This window comes from Clostridium sp. AUH-JLR23 (genome assembly GCF_964238065.1).
Lineage (GTDB): Bacteria > Bacillota_I > Bacilli_A > Erysipelotrichales > Coprobacillaceae > Allocoprobacillus > Allocoprobacillus merdigallinarum.
Genome location: NZ_CAXSKY010000001.1, coordinates 142,281 through 161,894, shown reverse-complemented (window position 1 = coordinate 161,894; position 19,614 = coordinate 142,281). Strand labels below are relative to the sequence as shown.

Annotated in this window: 18 protein-coding genes and 2 other annotated features; of the genes, 2 read left to right on the top strand and 16 right to left on the bottom strand. The window is 31.0% G+C overall.

The window, feature by feature from the left end; genetic code table 11:
* Position 1: 1 nt before the first annotated feature.
* The 9 genes from ACESR5_RS00880 to murC all read right to left on the bottom strand — a co-directional run bounded on the left by ACESR5_RS00880 (position 2) and on the right by murC (position 8,187).
* Positions 2-937: a bifunctional riboflavin kinase/FAD synthetase gene (locus ACESR5_RS00880; RefSeq protein ID WP_087936559.1), complete on the bottom strand. Its 936-nt coding sequence runs from the start codon at positions 935-937 to the stop codon at positions 2-4.
* A complete protein-coding gene (truB, locus tag ACESR5_RS00875) occupies positions 937-1,773 on the bottom strand; it encodes a tRNA pseudouridine(55) synthase TruB (protein ID WP_373153795.1) in 837 nt (278 codons plus the stop codon). Before truB ends, ACESR5_RS00880 begins: the two co-directional genes overlap by 1 nt.
* Positions 1,774-1,824: 51 nt before the next feature.
* Positions 1,825-2,193, bottom strand: a complete 369-nt coding sequence (locus ACESR5_RS00870; RefSeq protein WP_373153793.1) for an FKBP-type peptidyl-prolyl cis-trans isomerase — start codon at positions 2,191-2,193, stop codon at positions 1,825-1,827.
* 9 nt (positions 2,194-2,202) lie between these two features.
* Positions 2,203-3,429: a tyrosine--tRNA ligase gene (gene tyrS / locus ACESR5_RS00865; RefSeq protein ID WP_087245561.1), complete on the bottom strand. Its 1,227-nt coding sequence runs from the start codon at positions 3,427-3,429 to the stop codon at positions 2,203-2,205.
* Between the two features lie 38 nt (positions 3,430-3,467).
* Positions 3,468-3,666 (bottom strand) — a binding site (T-box leader).
* Between the two features lie 41 nt (positions 3,667-3,707).
* The gene (locus ACESR5_RS00860; protein ID WP_373153791.1) at positions 3,708-4,958 is read right to left on the bottom strand and encodes a chloride channel protein; all 1,251 of its coding nucleotides are present in this window, start codon (positions 4,956-4,958) and stop codon (positions 3,708-3,710) included.
* Positions 4,959-4,991: 33 nt separating this feature from the next.
* The gene (locus ACESR5_RS00855; protein ID WP_373153789.1) at positions 4,992-6,008 is read right to left on the bottom strand and encodes a LacI family DNA-binding transcriptional regulator; all 1,017 of its coding nucleotides are present in this window, start codon (positions 6,006-6,008) and stop codon (positions 4,992-4,994) included.
* Positions 6,009-6,010: 2 nt separating this feature from the next.
* A complete protein-coding gene (locus ACESR5_RS00850) occupies positions 6,011-6,493 on the bottom strand; it encodes a YtxH domain-containing protein (protein WP_087245509.1) in 483 nt (160 codons plus the stop codon).
* A gap of 19 nt (positions 6,494-6,512) precedes the next feature.
* The gene (locus tag ACESR5_RS00845) at positions 6,513-6,812 is read right to left on the bottom strand and encodes a hypothetical protein (protein ID WP_191341003.1); all 300 of its coding nucleotides are present in this window, start codon (positions 6,810-6,812) and stop codon (positions 6,513-6,515) included.
* 64 nt (positions 6,813-6,876) lie between these two features.
* Positions 6,877-8,187 carry a UDP-N-acetylmuramate--L-alanine ligase gene (gene murC / locus ACESR5_RS00840; RefSeq protein WP_087297564.1) on the bottom strand — a complete coding sequence of 437 codons (1,311 nt, stop codon included), beginning with the start codon at positions 8,185-8,187 and terminating at the stop codon, positions 6,877-6,879.
* A gap of 127 nt (positions 8,188-8,314) precedes the next feature.
* Here murC and ACESR5_RS00835 point away from each other — a divergent pair, with 127 nt between their 5' ends.
* Together ACESR5_RS00835 and ACESR5_RS00830 are read left to right on the top strand one after the other, a co-directional pair.
* A complete protein-coding gene (locus ACESR5_RS00835) occupies positions 8,315-8,452 on the top strand; it encodes a hypothetical protein (protein WP_158094005.1) in 138 nt (45 codons plus the stop codon).
* Between the two features lie 133 nt (positions 8,453-8,585).
* On the top strand, positions 8,586-9,284 hold the full coding sequence (locus tag ACESR5_RS00830) for a LytTR family DNA-binding domain-containing protein (protein ID WP_289527854.1): 699 nt from the start codon (positions 8,586-8,588) through the stop codon (positions 9,282-9,284).
* A 212-nt stretch (positions 9,285-9,496) separates the two neighbouring features.
* Here the strand turns inward: ACESR5_RS00830 and ACESR5_RS00825 are convergent, their stop codons facing one another.
* The 7 genes from ACESR5_RS00825 to recJ form a co-directional block, all read right to left on the bottom strand.
* Positions 9,497-10,579, bottom strand: coding sequence for a M24 family metallopeptidase (locus ACESR5_RS00825; RefSeq protein WP_373153787.1), 1,083 nt, complete (start codon positions 10,577-10,579; stop codon positions 9,497-9,499).
* Entirely contained in the window at positions 10,557-12,323 is a 1,767-nt protein-coding gene (aspS, locus tag ACESR5_RS00820; RefSeq protein WP_373153786.1) for an aspartate--tRNA ligase, read from the bottom strand. Before aspS ends, ACESR5_RS00825 begins: the two co-directional genes overlap by 23 nt.
* Positions 12,316-13,596 (bottom strand): histidine--tRNA ligase, encoded by a 1,281-nt coding sequence (gene hisS, locus ACESR5_RS00815; protein WP_087245500.1) that lies wholly within the window; start codon positions 13,594-13,596, stop codon positions 12,316-12,318. The genes aspS and hisS overlap by 8 nt, the downstream gene beginning before the upstream one ends.
* A gap of 36 nt (positions 13,597-13,632) precedes the next feature.
* Positions 13,633-13,816 (bottom strand) — a binding site (T-box leader).
* A gap of 798 nt (positions 13,817-14,614) precedes the next feature.
* Positions 14,615-15,097 carry a nucleoside-diphosphate kinase gene (locus ACESR5_RS00810; RefSeq protein WP_087245498.1) on the bottom strand — a complete coding sequence of 161 codons (483 nt, stop codon included), beginning with the start codon at positions 15,095-15,097 and terminating at the stop codon, positions 14,615-14,617.
* A gap of 21 nt (positions 15,098-15,118) precedes the next feature.
* Entirely contained in the window at positions 15,119-17,332 is a 2,214-nt protein-coding gene (locus tag ACESR5_RS00805) for a bifunctional (p)ppGpp synthetase/guanosine-3',5'-bis(diphosphate) 3'-pyrophosphohydrolase (protein WP_087245496.1), read from the bottom strand.
* Between the two features lie 54 nt (positions 17,333-17,386).
* Positions 17,387-17,899, bottom strand: a complete 513-nt coding sequence (locus ACESR5_RS00800; RefSeq protein ID WP_087245494.1) for an adenine phosphoribosyltransferase — start codon at positions 17,897-17,899, stop codon at positions 17,387-17,389.
* A gap of 59 nt (positions 17,900-17,958) precedes the next feature.
* Positions 17,959-19,581, bottom strand: coding sequence for a single-stranded-DNA-specific exonuclease RecJ (gene recJ / locus ACESR5_RS00795; RefSeq protein WP_373153783.1), 1,623 nt, complete (start codon positions 19,579-19,581; stop codon positions 17,959-17,961).
* Between the last annotated feature and the right edge of the window lie 33 nt (positions 19,582-19,614).

Here is a 19,614-nt window from a genome sequence, read left to right as displayed (position 1 = left end):
ATCAATTAATCTCCTTTGCTATTTGAGAAAAATATTCTCTGACATATTCACGATCTTTATAAAGTTGTTGAATGAGTTCTTCTTTAGAATGAAATGGTTTTTCCTTACGTATCAAATCATAAAATTCTACGTAAATCTCTTTTCCATAAATATCATGATTAAAATCTAAAATATGAACTTCTAAAGAAGCTTTATCTAATGGTTGAAAAGTGGGATTATATCCAATATTACACATTCCCATGTAGGTATTTTGATTGATAATCACTTTAACAGCATAGACACCACCACAAGGTAAAAAATAAGAACCATAATCAATATTAGCTGTTGGAAAACCAATTTCATGTCCAATATGTCTACCGTGGATAACCTGACCATGTACACAGTATTGACGTCCTAATAATTCATTTAAATCTTTCATTTGTCCATTTTCTAGATGCTGTCGAATACGTGTTGAAGAAATCTTTTCTCCTTTATAAATGACTTCATCTATAACACTGACATTAAAACCAAAAGATTCCTGCAATGTTTTCGCATCACCCTGATTTTTTGCACCAAAACGAAAATCAAAACCACAGACTACATGCTTGATACCACATTCAATAAGATATTTCTGTATGAATTCTTGAGGCGATAAAGCAGCAACCTTGGGTGTAAATTCAATCACAAACAAATAATCAAATCCTCTTTTTTTAAGAATTTCATAACGATCATCAATGGAAGTCAGACATTTTTCTTCTTTTAACTTTCCTAATACATAAAGTGGATAATGATCAAAAGTTATTAAAGCTTTATGATAATGCTTTGTGTCTGCAACTCGTTTCACTTCTTCAACAAGTGCCATATGCCCTACATGTAAACCATCAAAAAAACCAATTGCTGCTACAATAGAGTCTGTCATATGTAATTGCATATCTTCTTTTAAATAAATGATTTCCATTAAAATAGCCCTCTTATACTTTTTAAATATCCTTCACCATCAGGTCCATAAACCGCTAAAACCTTATGATTTTGATTACATACAACAACCTGATGATCAATATCACTCTTTATTTTTTTACCATGATAAACAATATTTTCATCATCAATGTAATAATGTTCAAATTGTTGAAATGCATCTTCTAAACTCATGAACTGATAATGTCCTTGTTCAATATCTTCTAAACTATAACAGTCTTCAAGATAAAACTCTCCTGAAGCTAAACGTATTAAATGAGTCATATGTGCAGGATAGCCCAACTTTTTTCCTATATCTACACACAATGAACGAATATATGTGCCTTTGGAACATTTTACCTGAAATGTTATGGATTGATCTTGTTGGGAAATTAACTCTATTTTTTCAATCATAATAGTTCGAGGTTGAATATCTACATGTTCCTGATTTCTGGCATATTCATACAATTTTTTACCATGCACTTTAATAGCCGAATAAATAGGCGGAATTTGTTGTTGCTTTCCAATAAAAGACTGTAAAGTTTCTTCAACATCTCTTACACCATGAAAGGCTTTTTCTTCCATAATTTGACCACTACTATCGTATGTATCAGTAGCCGTTCCTAAAAAGAGTGTAGCCTGATAAACTTTTGTTTCACTCATTAAAAATTGTAAAGCCTTTGTTGCTTTGCCAATACACAAAACCAGAACACCTGTGGCATCAGGATCCAATGTCCCACAATGTCCAACTTTTTTTGCATGAAGAATCTTTCTAATACGATTCACAACATCATGACTTGTCATACCTGCCGGTTTATTAACTAACAATATTCCATCCATTTCAAAACCTCCTCATCTGTGAAATATAAAAATGAGTCATTAGACTCAAATTTATTGAATTTCACGATAAATCTTATGCAAAGTAATATCAAATGTTGCTTCTTTTCCTGCAAGCTCTGCAGTGTAGTTTTCAGGAAAAGTTACAGTAATTGTTTTTTCTTCATCTAATTTCATCCCAACAATTCCATCTTCAAAACCATCAATCATGGTATCAGAACCTAATTTTAACTCATAACCCTCTGCACTTCCACCATTGAAAGCTACACCGTCAATTTTTCCTACAAAATCAATATTCACATAATCGCCATTTTGAGCTACAGCAGTTTGATTTTGAGTATCACTATTTTGTGTTTCTTGACTTTGTGATGAACAACCCAAAAGCATAACTAATGTCATGAAACTTCCTAATATTTTTTTCATCCTATCCTCCTATTTATGATTAATGACATAATAATTTTTCTTACCACGTCTAATAACAGTTGCCTGTTTTCCAAAAGCATTTTCTTTTTGAATAACAAAGCTTACATCTGTAATCTTTTCTCCATTGACAAGAACAGAACCACCTGTAACAAATTGACGTGCTTCTCGATTTGATGAAGCAGCCCCTACTTTAACTAAAGCATTTAAAATTTGTGTATCTTCTTCCATATCTATACTAGGAACACCATGGAAGCATGACTGAACTTGTTCTAATGTTAAATCTTGAATTTTACCAGAGAATAACATTTGGCTAATATCCAAAGCTTCCTGATATGCTTCTTCACCATGGATAAATGTAATCACTTCTTTTGCTAGAGCTTTATGTGCTTCTCTTAAATGAGGCTGTGTTTTATTCTTTTCTTCTAATTCTTCAATTTCTTCTTTAGATAAGAAAGTTAAGAATTTTAAGTAATCAATGACTTTATCATCTTCTGAATTAATAAAGAACTGATACATTTCATATGGTGATGTTTTTTTACGATCTAACCAAATGGCATGACCGTTTGTTTTTCCAAATTTCGTACCATCAGATTTAGTAAGCAAAGGCATTGTAAATCCATAAGCTTCTTTCCCTGTTTTCTTTCTAATCAATTCAATACCAGCAGTAATATTTCCCCATTGATCTTGTCCAGCTACCTGCATTTGGCAACCTTTATTTTCATATAACCAATAGAAATCCATGGCCTGCATAATCATGTAAGAAAATTCAGTATATGTAATTCCTAAGTCTAATCTTCTTTTGACAATATCTTTATTCAACATATAGTTGACATTAAAATATTTACCATAATCTCTTAAAAAATCAATGAAGTTTAAATCTTTTGACCAATCATAATTATTCACAACTTCAAACCCAAATAAATCCTGAGCCTGTTTTTTTAGACATTCAAAATTATGTTGTACTTCTTCTTTAGTAATCATTGGTCTTTCAGTATCAGGTTTAGGATCTCCAATCAAACCTGTAGCTCCACCTACTAATAAAATAGGATTATGTCCGGCATCCTTTAATCGTTTACTAATCAAAAATGATGAGAAATGTCCAATATGTAAACTATCACCAGTTGGATCAGTACCAATATAAAAAGTCATTCCTCCATTATTTAATTTTTCTTCAATATCTGGCGAGCTAACATCTTTAATTAAACCACGCCATACTAATTCATCATAAATTTTCATAACATATATCCTCCTTATAAAATAAAAAAAGAATTCATCAAAAGGACGAATTCTCGCGGTACCACCTTTATTTATGCATTAAGCATACGCTCTTTATTGATAACGATGTTGCCACCGGCTAAACTTTTCATTTAGCTGCTCCAAAGTGTATTCATTATAAACAATGATCTATTTCCACCAATCATAGACTCTCTATAACATCCATTTATAATTACTTGTCTTCTTCAACGCTTAAATATATAATATGCGATTTTCAAGTCGAAGTCAACTTAAAATTTTTACTTTGCATTTTGATTGATAAATTCAACTGAAGTTTTAGAATATACAATTTTTTGTGCTTGATACAAACTAAAATATCCTGATAAAACATAACATAATGCAACAACAATAGCCATTGCTGTTAAATATTGAATACCAAACATTTCAGCCCCTAACATGAGACTTGTAAGTGGTGAATTAATAACACAACAAAACATACCAACAATTCCAATAGCAGCCCCTAGATGAGGATCAATGCCCAATAATAAAGCTGATACATATCCTAAAGTTGAACCAATCACAAAAGTTGGAACAATTTCTCCACCTTTAAAACCACAGCCAATAGTAATGGCAGTAAAAATAGCTTTCATGAAAAAATCATATGGTAGAGCCTGATGATAAAGAGCTTCTGCAACAATTTCCATTCCAGCTCCTAAATATCTTTGTTGAAAAAAGAAAACCAAAATCATCAACATGAATGATCCTATAATAACTCGTATATATGGATTATGAAAATATTGATGAAAACATTTGTGACTATAATGCATCATTAATACAAATACAATGGAAAAAGCAGCAATAATAAATGCAAAAATAGCTAATCTTAAACTCATAATTGGTGTTAATTGAAAAGGAATTGATAACTGATAAAAAGTTGGCTGACATCCAAAAAGTTGTGCAATTCCAAATGAAATCAAACTACTACATAAGCATGGAACTAATGCCGCATAATAAAATACACCGACACTAACAACTTCCATGGAAAAAAGTGTCGCAGTTAATGGAGTTCCAAATAAAGCTGAAAAGACTGCACTCATACCACACATAATCAGCATTGACATTTCACGCTGATCAGCATGAATTATTTTTCCAAAAGATGTTGCTAGTGAACCACCAATTTGTAATGCAGCTCCTTCTCTTCCACTAGAACCTCCAAACAAATGGGTAATAATAGTAGCTAAAAAAATCGCTGGTGCTAATAAAACAGGAACTTTTTCCTGTTGGCGAATAGATTGAATAATCGTATTTGTTCCTGGTTCGTGAGATAAATGAACCAGACGATAAAGATAGACAATACAAACACCACCAATTGGCAATCCCCATACAATCCATGAATGCGACAAACGAAAATCAGTAACATAATCAATAGAAATATGAAATAATGCTCCTACAATACCACAGACAATACCCAAAACAAAAGCAATCCATAACCATTTACAGACAAAACATATATTTAACTTTAAATCTATAAAGAATTGTTTGATATACATAAGATTCCCCTTTGAAAAAAACTTCTAAATCAATTAGAAGTCTTTCTTTGTTGTAGCACGTGGCATCAATAAATGTTGAATGACAACAGCTTTGTTTTCAATTTCTTCATCATTAAGTATTTTTGTTAGCAATCTTACAGCTAATGCCCCCATATCATACACAGGAACATGAATAGATGTTAATGAAGGACGACAAATCAAAGCATAGCTTGTATTCATCATACCAATAACTTCCATTTCATCAGGAATTTTAATTCCATTGTCAATTGCAGCATTCACAACAGCAACAGCTTCCTTATCATAACTTGTAAACACAAGATCATGTCGATGATTTTTAAAATACTCTAAAAATTGTGGATAGCTTTTTTCATAATGTGATGATGTATGTACGACCTGTTTTGTTGCATCAAAAACCAAATCATATTTTTGATAAGCTTCCTGAATTCCAGTAATCATTTCTTCTATGTTGATTAAATTCTGCTTAGGTGACACAAACAAAATATCACTTTTTCCCTGTGCCAAATATTTATCAACAACCTCATATGCAATCTTTTTTGCATCAGCAAAAATAGATCCCATATATTTCCCAGTAACACTTGTTCCAATAACAACTGCAGGTATTTTATATTTATTAACTAAAGCAATTTCCTTTTCGATTTCTTCATTATTAAATAAAATCACACCATCTGCACGTGATTTCACAACTTTTTCAATAACAGTTTCAATAGGATTGCCATCTCCAATTTCATCTGTTGTATAAATACTGACATTATAATCTAAACGGCGACTTGTATCACCTATTCCACCAATCATATCTTTCACATGAGCAAATAATGATTGTGGAAAAACAATAGCAATCGTTGTTGTCTTACTTGTTGCAAGACCTCTGGCAATCTGATTGGGTTTGAAATCTAAACGTTGAATAGCCTCAAGGACTTTATCACGTGTTTTAGGTTTCACAACACTCGAACCGTTAATAACACGTGAAACTGTTGCCAGAGAAACACCAGCTTCTCTAGCAACATCATAAATTGTTACATTTTTTCCCATGATTAATCTTTAATCTCTTCAATCATTTCATCTAATTTTTCTTCAACATTCTCGATTTCATTTTCAAAAGCTTCTAAATAATCATCATCTACAGATGAATCTAAAACTTTTGTTTTGACTTCTTCTATTTTATCATTGACTTTTTGTGTTAAATCAACAACTCCATCACGAATCGTTAAATACTGGTCACTATCTTTTACTTTTGCAGCAAAATCTTCTAATTTTGCTTCCAATTCATTAAGTTTATCTCTTGTTGTTGCTTTAAATGTATCAATATCAAATTCATCTACAGATTTCTTAACTGTTTCAATTGTTTGACCTAACATAGCTTCAAGATCTTCTTTTGTCATATTCTTTAAATTATCATAAGCTTTTAAAGATTCACGTTTAATATCTTCTCTTAATTCACTACCTTTTTTAGGTGCCAATAACAATCCAGCGACTGCACCAATACCTAAACCAACTAAAAACTTTCCAAATTTCATTCTAATCACCTTTCTCTTTCTATTTTTTTCTTCTTAAAAACGAAGTTAAAAATCCTAAAACCCCAAATAACCCAGATTTCATACCACCTTTTGAAAAAATTCCACTTACCAATTCAACAGGTGCATTGAGCATATTCATTTTATTATTGACATCATCTAAAATATGATCAACTTTTTGAATGGTTGTTTCTAACATTGTCATTAAAACCGTTGTTTCTTTGACAGCTAAAGACATTCTTATTAATAATAGACCTAAGCTCAAAAGTGCAAAAGCCCCAGATAATATCAAAATGCAATAGCATACTAATTTTGCATCCATAAGTTCTCCTTTCTGCCAATTTACCATATTATAGCATAAATATAACATGATTAAAAGATAACCCTTACTGCGATTGTTTATAAGCAATAACTTGATCTTCTAATTTATAAATATCTTTACTACTCATAAATAGATAAACAACATTATCATATTGACTTAAAAGCTTCACAGCAGCTTCATCTTCATGAATAACCTGAGCACGTGGATTGTATTTTGCAATGTCATAAATGTCTATATCAATACCAGGTTCTTTCTTCGCATTTTCTGGAAAATGGACAAAGAAAGGATAATCTGCTAAATCCATTGCTTCAGCAAATTCTTTGGCAAAACGTAATCCCCTTGAAAAACGATCTGGTTGAAAGATGGCAACAATCTTTTTATGTGGATAACGTGAGCGTGTTGCTTCAATGACATAACGGATTGCTGTTGGATGATGTGCATAATCATCCACATAAATATTATTCCCAACTGTCTTAACAGTATAACGACGTTTTACACCATCAAAAGTAGAAAGACGTTCTTGGATATATTCAGCACTCATATTTTCTAAATATCCTAAAGTAATAACCGCTAATGAATCATAAAGCATATGCATTCCATAAAATGGCAAAGCAAAATGTCCAAATAAATCTTTATGAATATAAACATCAAATGATAGTCCATGATCATTATTAATGATATTTTTAGCAATAACATCATTATTTTCACCTGTTCCAAATTTTAGAACACGTTTTTGATAATGAAGATGTGGTAAATGTGGATCATCACCCCAGATAATAACTGTATCTTTAACTTGATTTGCATATTGTTCAAATGATTTTTCATATTGTTCCATAGATTTGAAATAATCAACATGATCCATTTCAATATTATTAATAATCGCATAAGTTGGATAATAATGTAAAAAATGATCCTGATATTCACATGTTTCTGCAATAAAATATTTACTGTCTTCAACAGCATGTCCTGTTCCATCACCGATTAAAACAGAAGTCTTATCAAATTCCTTAAACAAATGATAAGCCATACCAGTTGTTGTTGTCTTTCCATGTGTTCCTGCAATACCAATAGAAATATACTGATCCATTAAATGACCTAAAAAATCATAATAAGTATGTGTTTTGACATTAGGATTACTTAGTGCTTCTTTAACTTCTTCATTAGAATCATCAAACGCATTACCAATAATCACTTCATAACCATCTTTAATATTATTTTTATCAAAAGAGTAGATTGGAATTCCTCTTTTTCTTAAATCTTCTTCAATAAAAATATATTTATCAATATCACTTCCAGCAACTTCATAACCTAAATCAAATAAAATTGTTGCAAGTGATGCCATACCTGAACCTTTAATACCAATAAAATAATACATAACTCTCTTCACCTCGCCTTTTATTCTAGCATAAATTTTAAAAAAAGTATTCTCTATCTAATTATTTTTTCATATTTTTTATATTTTGGCACAAACTAAAGATGTCAATAGAAAGAAAGGAGAAATTATGAGTCACAAAAAATCTAAAAACAAACAAAGACAAAATCAGTATAAAGGCTATAACCAAAATCAACAGGCAAGTTATAGTGGTGAAGATGGTTTAATGAGTGAAAAATATAAAGAAAACTCTAACGCCCAAGAATAATAATGGGAAGCTATAGAATCATAAAGATTTTATAGCTTTTTCATTTTTAACAAACTTTATGTCATTTTCTGTAGATTCTACCTCTTCAAAATATGATAATATTATATTAATCTGTTTGAAGGGGCGATTTGGAATGCAAAACATTATTATTATTGATGACATGAAAGAACATATTCAATACATTCAAGACATTATCAACACCATGAATCATCAATTTCAAATACAAACATTTCTTGATATACATGATGTTCTTTTACATATGAATCAATTCCCTGACCATTCCATTATTATTATAGATATTTTATTAAAAAATCATAGTGGCATTGAACTGGCAAAAGAATTAAATCAATTACATAAAAATTTTCAAATTATCTTTATCAGTTCCTATTTAGAAAAAGCAACAGAAGTTTATGAAACAAATCATTGTTATTTTGTATATAAACCTGAATCAAAGAAAAGACTTCCCATGGCTATTGAAAAAGCTATTCATCAAATTATAGAATCACAAAAAGTATTAACCATATCTTTAAAAGATAAAACCAAAATTATTCTATTAAATGATATTATGTATATTGAAAGAATTCAAAGATACTCATATATTTATACAGTTCATGAAACAATTAAGACAGCACAAAAAATCAAAGATCTATTAGAACAATTACCTTTACAATTTATTCGTACACATAACAGTTATATTATCAATGCATATTATGTCAGTGAAATAAAAAGAACACACGTCATTTTAAATAACCAACAACCCATTCCAATCAGCCGTGCTCATCAACTAAAACTCAAAAAGCAATTTCACGAGTTTCTAGTTGAACAATTATAACTTTTTATTATTACTTTTAACTTTTTCGTATATTGAATTAATTATTATATTGTGTTTGTGATAGTCGCTACTATTCTCGTTTTTATTAGCGACTTCTTTTTATTTTATATATAAACTCAAAAAATATACTACTTGAATCAAAAATGTACATTTTTATAATATTTTTATATTTTCCTTCTTTAACACTAAACAAAAAGGCTAGAGTTTTCACTCTAACCAATAATCATTAAATCTTTTGAATAGTGATTTAAAACTTCACAGCCATCTTCAGTGACTAAAACTAAATCTTCAATTCTAACACCGAATTCACCTTGAATATAAATACCTGGTTCAATTGAAAAAATCATTCCTGGTTCTACTTCCATATCAAAAGCAGCAGACACATCACCGTATTCATGAACATCTCTACCAATAAAATGACCTAAACGATGATTAAAGTTTGGTCCATAACCTGCTTCACTGATAATATCTCTTGCTGTTTTATCAATGTCACATAGTCTCACACCTGGTTTAATCATAGCTTCAGCTGCTTCATTAGCTTTTTTGACTAATTCATAAACTTCTCTTTGTTTATCAGATACTTCTTTATAGAAAACAGTTCTTGTCATATCACTGCAATATCCTTGATAAATACCACCCATATCAATGACAATGCTGTCTCCTGGTTTTAACTTTGAATCATCGCAACCATGATGTCCATCTGCCCCGTTAGGTCCATAGCCAACAATTGGATCAAAAGAATTCCCACTGCATCCTAATGATTGAAAAATACCATCCAACTGTTGTCCAACTTCTTTTTCCGTCAATGTCCCTTTGGCGCATAACTGAATCACCTGATCAATAGCCTGATCATTTAATTGACTCGCTTTACGCATAAGTTCAATTTCTTCTTCATCTTTATGCATACGGACATAATCAACACAGATTGAACCTAGTTCAAAACAACATTCTTCGTTAGCCAGTTCCATAACTCTCATTAAGAATCTAGCTTCCCAGTTTTTATCTACACCTACACAATGAGCATCTTTTAAAACTTCAGCAATTTTAGCTGGTCCATCTTCTGTATCATCATACCAGATAATATTTAAATCTAATTGTTGATCTAAATAAAACAAATGATTTAAGAACAATGTATGATTTCCATCTAATGATAAAACCAATGCATACATTCTTTCTCCTGGATGATTATCATAACCAATCAAATAATTGATAGAGCTAGGATCACTGATAATCAAATGATCCATTCCTCTTTGACTCATTTCATTTAAAACATTATTCACTCTTGTCTGATTCATATTCTTTCACCCCGATTCCTAATTCTCCTAATTGTGCATCTGCCACTGGTGTCGGTGCTTTTGACATTGGACAAGTTGCACTTGTATTTTTAGGAAAGGCAATAACATCTCTTAAAGAATCACAACCACAAAGTAACATGGCAATTCTATCTAACCCTAAAGCAAATCCTCCATGTGGTGGTGTTCCATATTGTAATCCTTCTACAAACCATCCAAATTGCGCATCAATTTGTTCTTGAGTGAATCCTAAAGCTTTAAATGCTCTTTCTTGAACACTTTGATCATAAATTCTTTGTGATCCACCACCTAATTCATAGCCATTTAAAACAATGTCATAAGCATCAGCTAAGCAATGTTCTGGATCAGTTTCTAATTTATCTAAATCTTCATCTTTTGGTTTTGTGAATGGATGATGTTTTGCATAATATCTTTGTGTTTCATCATCATATTCAAACATTGGGAAATCAACAACCCATAAGAAATCAAAAGTATTAGGATCATATAATTTTAATTCTTTTCCTAAATAGTTACGAATAGCAGCTAAAGAATCGCAAACAACTTCATATTTAACATCTCCAACAAATAACAATAAATCCTGACTATGCGCATTCATAGCTGATAATAATTTTTCTAATTGTTCTTCAGTAAAGAATTTAGCAATTGGTCCCTGTACGCCATCATCTGTCACCTTTAACCATGCTAAACCTTTAGCTTTATAAGTTTTCGCAAGTTCAGTTAATTGATCAATTTTTTTACGAGAAAAATTGGCTGCTTCACCAACAACATTGATTCCTTTCACATGTCCGCCAGCTTCCAAAGCATTTTTAAAAACTGCAAAATCCACATCACTGACAACATCATTCAAGTTCACAAGCTCTAATCCAAAGCGTGTATCAGGTTTGTCAATTCCATATCTTTCCATAGCTTCATGCCAAGTCAAACGTCTTAAAGGCAATTCGATATCAATACCTTTGACATCTTTCATTAATTTTTTGATCATACCTTCTCCAATTTCTAGAATCTGATCAGTTGACATAAAGCTCATTTCAACATCGACTTGTGTAAATTCAATTTGACGATCAGCACGTAAATCTTCATCTCTAAAACAACGTGCAATCTGGTAATATCTTTCAAATCCAGATACCATTAATAATTGTTTAAACAATTGAGGTGACTGTGGTAAAGCATAGAAAGATCCTTTATGAACACGTGAAGGCACTAAGAAATCTCTTGCACCTTCTGGTGTAGAACGGTTTAAATAAGGTGTTTCAATATCTATAAAATCTAAATGATCTAAATACTCTCTAATACTTCTTGTGATTTGATGTCTTGTCATTATATTTTTTTGCATCACAGGACGTCTTAAATCCAAATAACGATATTGCATTCTTGTTTCTTCTAAAGCATCTGTTTCATCAGCCACAATCATAGGTGTTAATTTTGCAGTGTTAATAATTGTAAAAGCACTTGCCTGAATTTCAATATCACCTGTAGGAATCTTTGGATTTTTAGAAGATCTTTCAATCACTGTACCTTGAACAGATAAAATATATTCATTTTTCACTTCTTTTAATCTTTCTTCAAAAGATTCATCAAAAATCACCTGAGTGATTCCATAACGATCTCTTAAATCAACAAAAACCAAAGCTCCTAAATTTCTTTTCTTGGCAACCCAACCAATTAATTCGACTTGTTGACCAACATTTTCAATTCTTAATTCCCCATTGTTATGTGTTCTATTCATGATCATGATCTCCTTCATAATGATTTTCAATAAATTCTACAATATTTTCTAATGGAACTTCCACTTGTTCTTTTGTATGATTACATTTCATATTCACGACTTCTTTTTGAACTTCTTCATCTCCAATAATCATTGAAAAATGAGCGTGGAAACGATCAGCAGATTTAAATTGCCCTTTTAACCCACGATCACATTGATCCATATCACAAGTAAATCCATTAGCACGAAGCATTGTCATAATCTGCATAGCCAAATCTTTAGCTTCGCTACCTAAAGGCATGATATAGACATCTAAACCTTCTTCATCTTCATGATCATCACCTAAAGCAATCATTAATCTTTCCATTCCAAAAGCAAAGCCAACACCAGGTGTTTGTGGTCCACCTAATTCTTCTACAAGGCCGTTATAACGACCTCCTCCACCAACTGTCGAACCAGCTCCTAACTTTGGATCATCAGAAATAATTTCAAAAACTGTATGTGAATAATAATCTAATCCTCTTACTAAGTTAGGATCAACAACGTAATCAATTTCTAAATCATCTAATAAAGCACAAACTTTTTCAAAATGCGCTTTTGCATTATCAGTTAAATAATCAATTGTTTTTGGTGCTGTTTTCATCATAGGATGATTTTTATCAACCTTACAATCTAAGATACGTAATGGATTTTTTTCATAACGTACCTGACAATCATGGCATAACTCATTTAAGACAGGTTGAAAATGATTTTGTAAAGCTTCACGATAAGCATCACGAGATTCCTGATCACCTAAAGTATTGATGTGTAATTGAATATTTTTTAATCCTAAAGCTTTCACAACTGTCACAGCCATCAACATACACTCTACATCAACATATGGTGATTCAACTCCTAACATCTCTACACCAAATTGATGAAATTGTCTTTGTCTACCGTTTTGTGGTCTTTCATATCTGAACATTGGACCCATATAATAAACTTTCTGTAATTTTTCAGGCATTCCATAAAGTTTATTTTCTACATAAGCTCTCGCAATACCAGCTGTTCCTTCTGGTCTTAACGTCATAGAACGACCTTTTCTATCTTCAAAAGTATACATTTCCTTAGATACAACATCTGTTGTATCACCAACCGCACGATTGAATAATTCTGTATGTTCAAAAATAGGTGTTCTTATTTCTTTTACATTATAATTTGCACAAATTGTTCTTAATAATTGTTCTAATTCCTGCCATTTTCCAGATTGAGCAGGTAAAATATCTACTGTTCCTCTTGGTGCTTTATAGGCCATATCTCTATCCTCCTTTAAAAATAAAAAAACGCCCTATCTAAGGACGTTATTAACGCGGTACCACCTTAGTTCATACAATGTATGCCCTCTCTGTCTTAACGCGACTCACGGTTACTTTCATAACTTCCTCCAAAGTGTCCCATAGCTTCCTCTATCTGTTTCCACCAACCACAGACTCTCTATTAGATTTTGACTATTTAATCTTCTTCAACGGATTGACATCATTATAAAAGATTCGCTTATAAAAATCAAGTTCAATCACTCTTTTCTTTATAAAGAGTTCCATCTCTTTTTATTTTTATATCCAATTGCCTTTGAATTAACTATTGATAAGCTTTTTGAATATCACTTTTTCATAATTAAGATAACATTATTTATATTTCCTATTATCATTTATTAGATCTATTAAAAAAGATAGAAATCAAGTTTTTCACTTCTTGATTTCTATCCTTTATTTTAAAGAAGAAATATTATCTTCAATGTGATTTATTTATATAAATGTTATAAATAACGATGACACTCAATTATCTATTTGCTTATCATTACTCAACTCTATCTTATTGTTTTATTTCTTAAAAACTCTTTTTTATTTCCATACATATCATTTGAAATATTCAATAAGACTTCATTTCATATTGATAATCTCATGAATAATGTTTCCATATTTTCTATAAAGCGATATCATTATGTCCTTTTTTACTCATTTATCATGAATTGATAAACTTTCTCATTCACCCATCATGATCACTCTTTATTATATCATGAACTTTTTTTATATTTACGGCCTATCTTTCCCAGGCCTATTGTATGTTAGGGGGTAGAATATCTCTTTCCAATCTATAATCTTTTGGAAGATCAAGATTGTCAACGAATTTAAGTCCTAAATACAATGTTTTTTCTTTTATTTTTCTTCCCATCATTTTTAAGACCTCCTTTCGTTTCTTTCCTTTTCTTCGCTTATATTTTAACACACTTTTTATAAAAATGAAAGCCTTTTCATTTTCGTATTATGAAAATGTTATCGAATAAATTTCTCCCATATAATCAACTCTTTTTGAGCATCTTCATGAGAAGATGAAGCATGAATAATATTATCCACAAGACGATATTCCTGATCAGCTAATTCATAGCTATCACAACTCAATTCTCCACGAATACTCTGTGGATCTGCCTGTATTGGATTTGTCTTTCCAACAATTTTTCGAGAATACGTAATAATATCTTCATCACCATCATAACTCACTTTCATAGGCATAATATAGTGAGGACCATCAAAATAGAAAGTATTAAATAATCTTGCAGGAAAATTAAAATCCTTTCCCTTTTCGTCAATAACGTGATGATAATGTTCCAATAAAATCTTCATAACATCTATATCTACCTGCACGACTTGTGATTTTTCAACATGTAATTGATGTTGAGCTAATATTTCAAGAACTCTTTGATTTTTATGATCAACAAAAGCATCAGGTTTTAACATCATATAAGTATATTGTTTCATTTTCTTCTCCTCTTTTCTATATTAATGAATCACTCTTGTAATATTATAAATACCTTGAATTTTATTTAAATTGTCAATAGTCAACTGTAAAAGTTCTGCATTTTCAACCGAAAGTTTTAATTGAATTTGCGCCTCTGTATCTACAACCCCAGCATTAATATTTAAAATGTTGACTTTCACCTGTCCTAATACAGTAATAATATCGTTTAATAAATTAGGACGGTCTAAACCTCTAATATCAATATCAACCTCAAAACGTTTTTGCATAATATTAGTATAATCCCAATACACATCAATTAAACGTCCTTTTTCAACGCCTTTTAAGTTAGGACAATCACTACGATGCACTTTAATTCCCTGTCCCTTAGATACATATCCAACAATATCATCTCCAGGAATAGGATTACAGCATTTAGATAACTGTATTTTCAGTCCATCAACACCTTTAACACTGATTCCTAAACTACTGCTTTTCTTTTGATTTTTTAAAGCATTATTATTCTTCTTTAAAATCTTTGAAAGATTATCAAAGAATCCAGTTTTGCTTGGAAGAACCTTATCAATCAATGTAGAAGCAGTTGCTTGTTTCTTTCCAATGACTAACATTAAATCATCAAAATGACGAGCACCAAAAGACCCAAAATAAGATTTATACGTATCAGGATCCATAAATTTCTTTTCATCCAAATTACGTTTACGAATTTCTTCCTTTAATAATTTTTTTCCTTCCTCAATAGCTTCTTTTTGAGTTTCAGCATCTTTCTTTGAAATATACTGTCTGATTTTATTTCTTGCTCCTGCTGTCTGAACAAATTTCAACCAGTCTTCACTTGGTCCAGAATTTTTATTTGTTTTAATTTCACAGACATCACCTGTTTTTAATTTGGTGTTAATAGGAACCATAACATTATTGACAATAGCTCCTACAGCATGATGTCCAACTTCTGTATGAATACGATAAGCAAAATCAATAGGTGTTGAGCCGTTTGGTAACTCTACAATCTTACCTTGAGGCGTCATAACATAAACATTAGCTTCAAAAATATCTCTTTTTAAAGAATCATAATATTCCTTAGCATCACCATCTTTGATTTCATCACTTAAAGTAATAAAATCACCTAACCATTGTAACTTATCAACGATATCTTTTTGTTCCTGTTTAGATGAATATTCTTTTCCTTCTTTATAACGCCAGTGAGAAGCAACTCCACGTTCAGCTAATTCATCCATTTCTTCTGTACGAATCTGAATTTCAAAAATATGCCCGTCTTCTCCTATAACCGCTGTATGCAAAGACTGATACATATTAGGTTTAGGCATCGCAATATAATCTTTAAAACGTCCAGGTAATGGACGATAATGATCATGAATAATACCTAAAACTTCATAACATTTCATTTTATCTTTTAAAATAATACGTAAAGCATTTAAATCATATAATTCATCAAAACGTTTATGCTTGATAACCATTTTTTTATAGATACTATAAATATGTTTTGCACGTCCTTTAATGCGATATTCAATATGATTTTCATCCAATAATTCTTCTACTGACTTCATCATCTTCTCAACAGATTCTTTACGCTCACTACGTTTTTGTTCTAATAATTCAGAAATTTCTAAATAAGCTTTAGGATCCAAATAATGTAAGCATAAATCTTCTAATTCAATACGAATATCATTAATACCTAAACGATGTGCAATTGGCGCATAGACTTCCAATGTTTCCCTAGAAATACGTTGTTGTTTTTCAGGTGTCATATATTGCAATGTGCGCATATTGTGTAAACGATCTGCTAACTTAATCAAAATAACACGAATATCTTTAGCCATAGCAATATAAATTTTACGATGATTTTCAGCATAAACATCTGCTTCATCTTTAAATGGCATTTTATTAATTTTGGTTACACCTTCTACTAAACTTGTAATTTCTTCACCAAAACGCTCAACCATTTCATCATGCGAAACATCACAATCTTCCATGACATCATGTAAAAGCCCAGCTGCAATCGTTGTTGGTCCTGTCTGTAAAGTTGTTAGAATATATGCAACCCAAATCAGATGAATAGTATATGGTTCTCCACTTTTGCGCTTTTGTCCTTCATGTTTGACCATAATAAAATCATAAGCTTTTTGAATCAAATCTATACTTTCTTTTTTCGTGATGTAAGTTGAACAGCTTTCTAATACATCATCAAAAGTAACTTGATCATGTGCTCCTTTATATTTCATATATCCTTCCTCCTTTACTTTGGCTTTATGCTAAAAAAGAGACACCGTCTCTTCTTAATACTTCAAGACTGAATAAACGTCATAATCTTTTAAAAGTTCTCTACCTTTCAAAGCTTCAAGTTCAATCAAAAAAGCAATTCCTACAACGTTTCCGCCCATTTTTTCAATTAAAGATACAGCTGCATCAACTGTACCACCAGTTGCTAATAAATCATCAACAATTAAAACATTCTGTCCAGGTTGAATACTATCACTGTGCATTTGAATTTCATTTGATCCATATTCTAAATCATATGACTGGCTTACAACTTCACGTGGTAATTTCCCTGGCTTTCTAACTGGAACAAAACCACAATTCAATGTCAAAGCCACTGGACATCCAAATAGAAATCCTCTCGCTTCTGGTCCTACAACAAGATCTACTTTTTTCTCTTTTGCAAAATCACTCAATAAGCGAATAGATTCCTGATAAGCATCTTTATCAGCTAAAAGTGGTGTCACATCTCTAAACAAGACACCTGGTTCTGGAAAATCAGGAATATCTTTAATATACTTTTTTAAATCCATAGCTTAAAAGCCCTCCTTATTTATTTATTATATCAAAATTCTATCTTTTTATAAAGTCATTATACGATATCTTTAATAATAAAATTCAGACTTTTCTGATTTCGATATTCATTAATTTGTAATGTTCCTATAACACTCATCTTTTTTATATTTTTAAGTTTTCCATATAAATCTCCATGCTGAAAATACAACATCGACACATGACTACGATTCAAATCAGTTTGCATCTTTAAATGTTTTCCCTGACTTAATTGTTGTATTTGTGATACAGGTACATCCTTTAACATATATAACGGTTCTTCATTACTCATACCAAATGGTTCCAATAAAGATAAAGATTCAACATTTTTTATATCTATATCCTGTTCATCAATATGAAGAACTGTTGTTGTTGGATGCAAATGAAGATCTTTTAATGCTTCTTTAATACATTGATAACATGAATCATAATGTGCTTCATCTACAGTAAATCCACCCGCCAAAGAATGTCCACCAAAAGCAACAAACTGATCTTGATGTTCCATAAAAAATTGATGTAAAGAAAAACCTTCAATACTTCTGGCACTTCCTTTATATAATCCCTTTTTCTCATCATATGCCATCACAAAGCCTGGACGTTCATATTCTCGAGTATATTTACCTGCAATCAAACCAACTAATCCTTCATGAACCTGATCACTTGACCAATATAGAAAATCATCTCCCATACCTTCCTTAGCCATTTCATATTGTTGATTTGTCATTGTTTGACGTTTGGTATTTAAAGAAATCGCCATTTGAGAAACTTTCACCATAAAATCTCTAGGAGCATTCTTTAAAAAATATTTCACTAAAACATTAGGCGAACAAAACTCTGGTAAACGTCCAAATGAATTAATTTTAGGTGCAATCACAAAACCTATACTTGTCGTTGAATATGTCTGCTGATTTCCTAATAATAGCTCTAATGAAGGATATTTTTCTTCCTTCATGAATGTTAAAGCTTTTTTCACTAATGAACGATTTTCATCCAATAATGGCATCATATCTGAAACCGTTGTAATTGCAGCCAAGCAATAAAGATATTTATCTTGTCTTCCTAATAAAGCACTCGCTAATTTATATGCTACAAAACCACCAGAAATTTCTTTAAATGGATAATCCGGAGATAATTTCGTATGAATAAAAGTACAGGCATCAGGTAAATCGTTATCAAATTGATGATGATCAGTAATAATAACGTCAACACCCAATTCATTAGCTCTTTCTACCGCATCGAAAGCTTTGACTCCATTATCAACCGTAATAATGAGAGAATAACCTTTTTGTGCCATCTGTTCTACACGTTTAACATTGAGTCCATAACCATCATCAAAACGATTAGGAATATGATACCCTACTTCTACACCTAATTCTAAAAAAGCTTGTACAAGAATTGTCGTTGCTAAAATACCATCACAATCATAATCACCATAAATACAAATTTTTTCATGATTTTCAATAGCTTCATGAATTCTTTCCAATGTCATATCAGCTTCTTCAAACAAAGAAAAATCATGATAAATTAAACGTGGATTTATAAAATCTTTTAAAGTGTTTTCATCATATTGACGACTTTCAATCACTTTTGCTAATAAAGAATTGATATGATATTGATTTTGAATCTGCTGATAATGTTGTGGCTCAATAATTTTATATTTCATAAAATATATCTATCTCCTTAAAGTTCGTCCTTT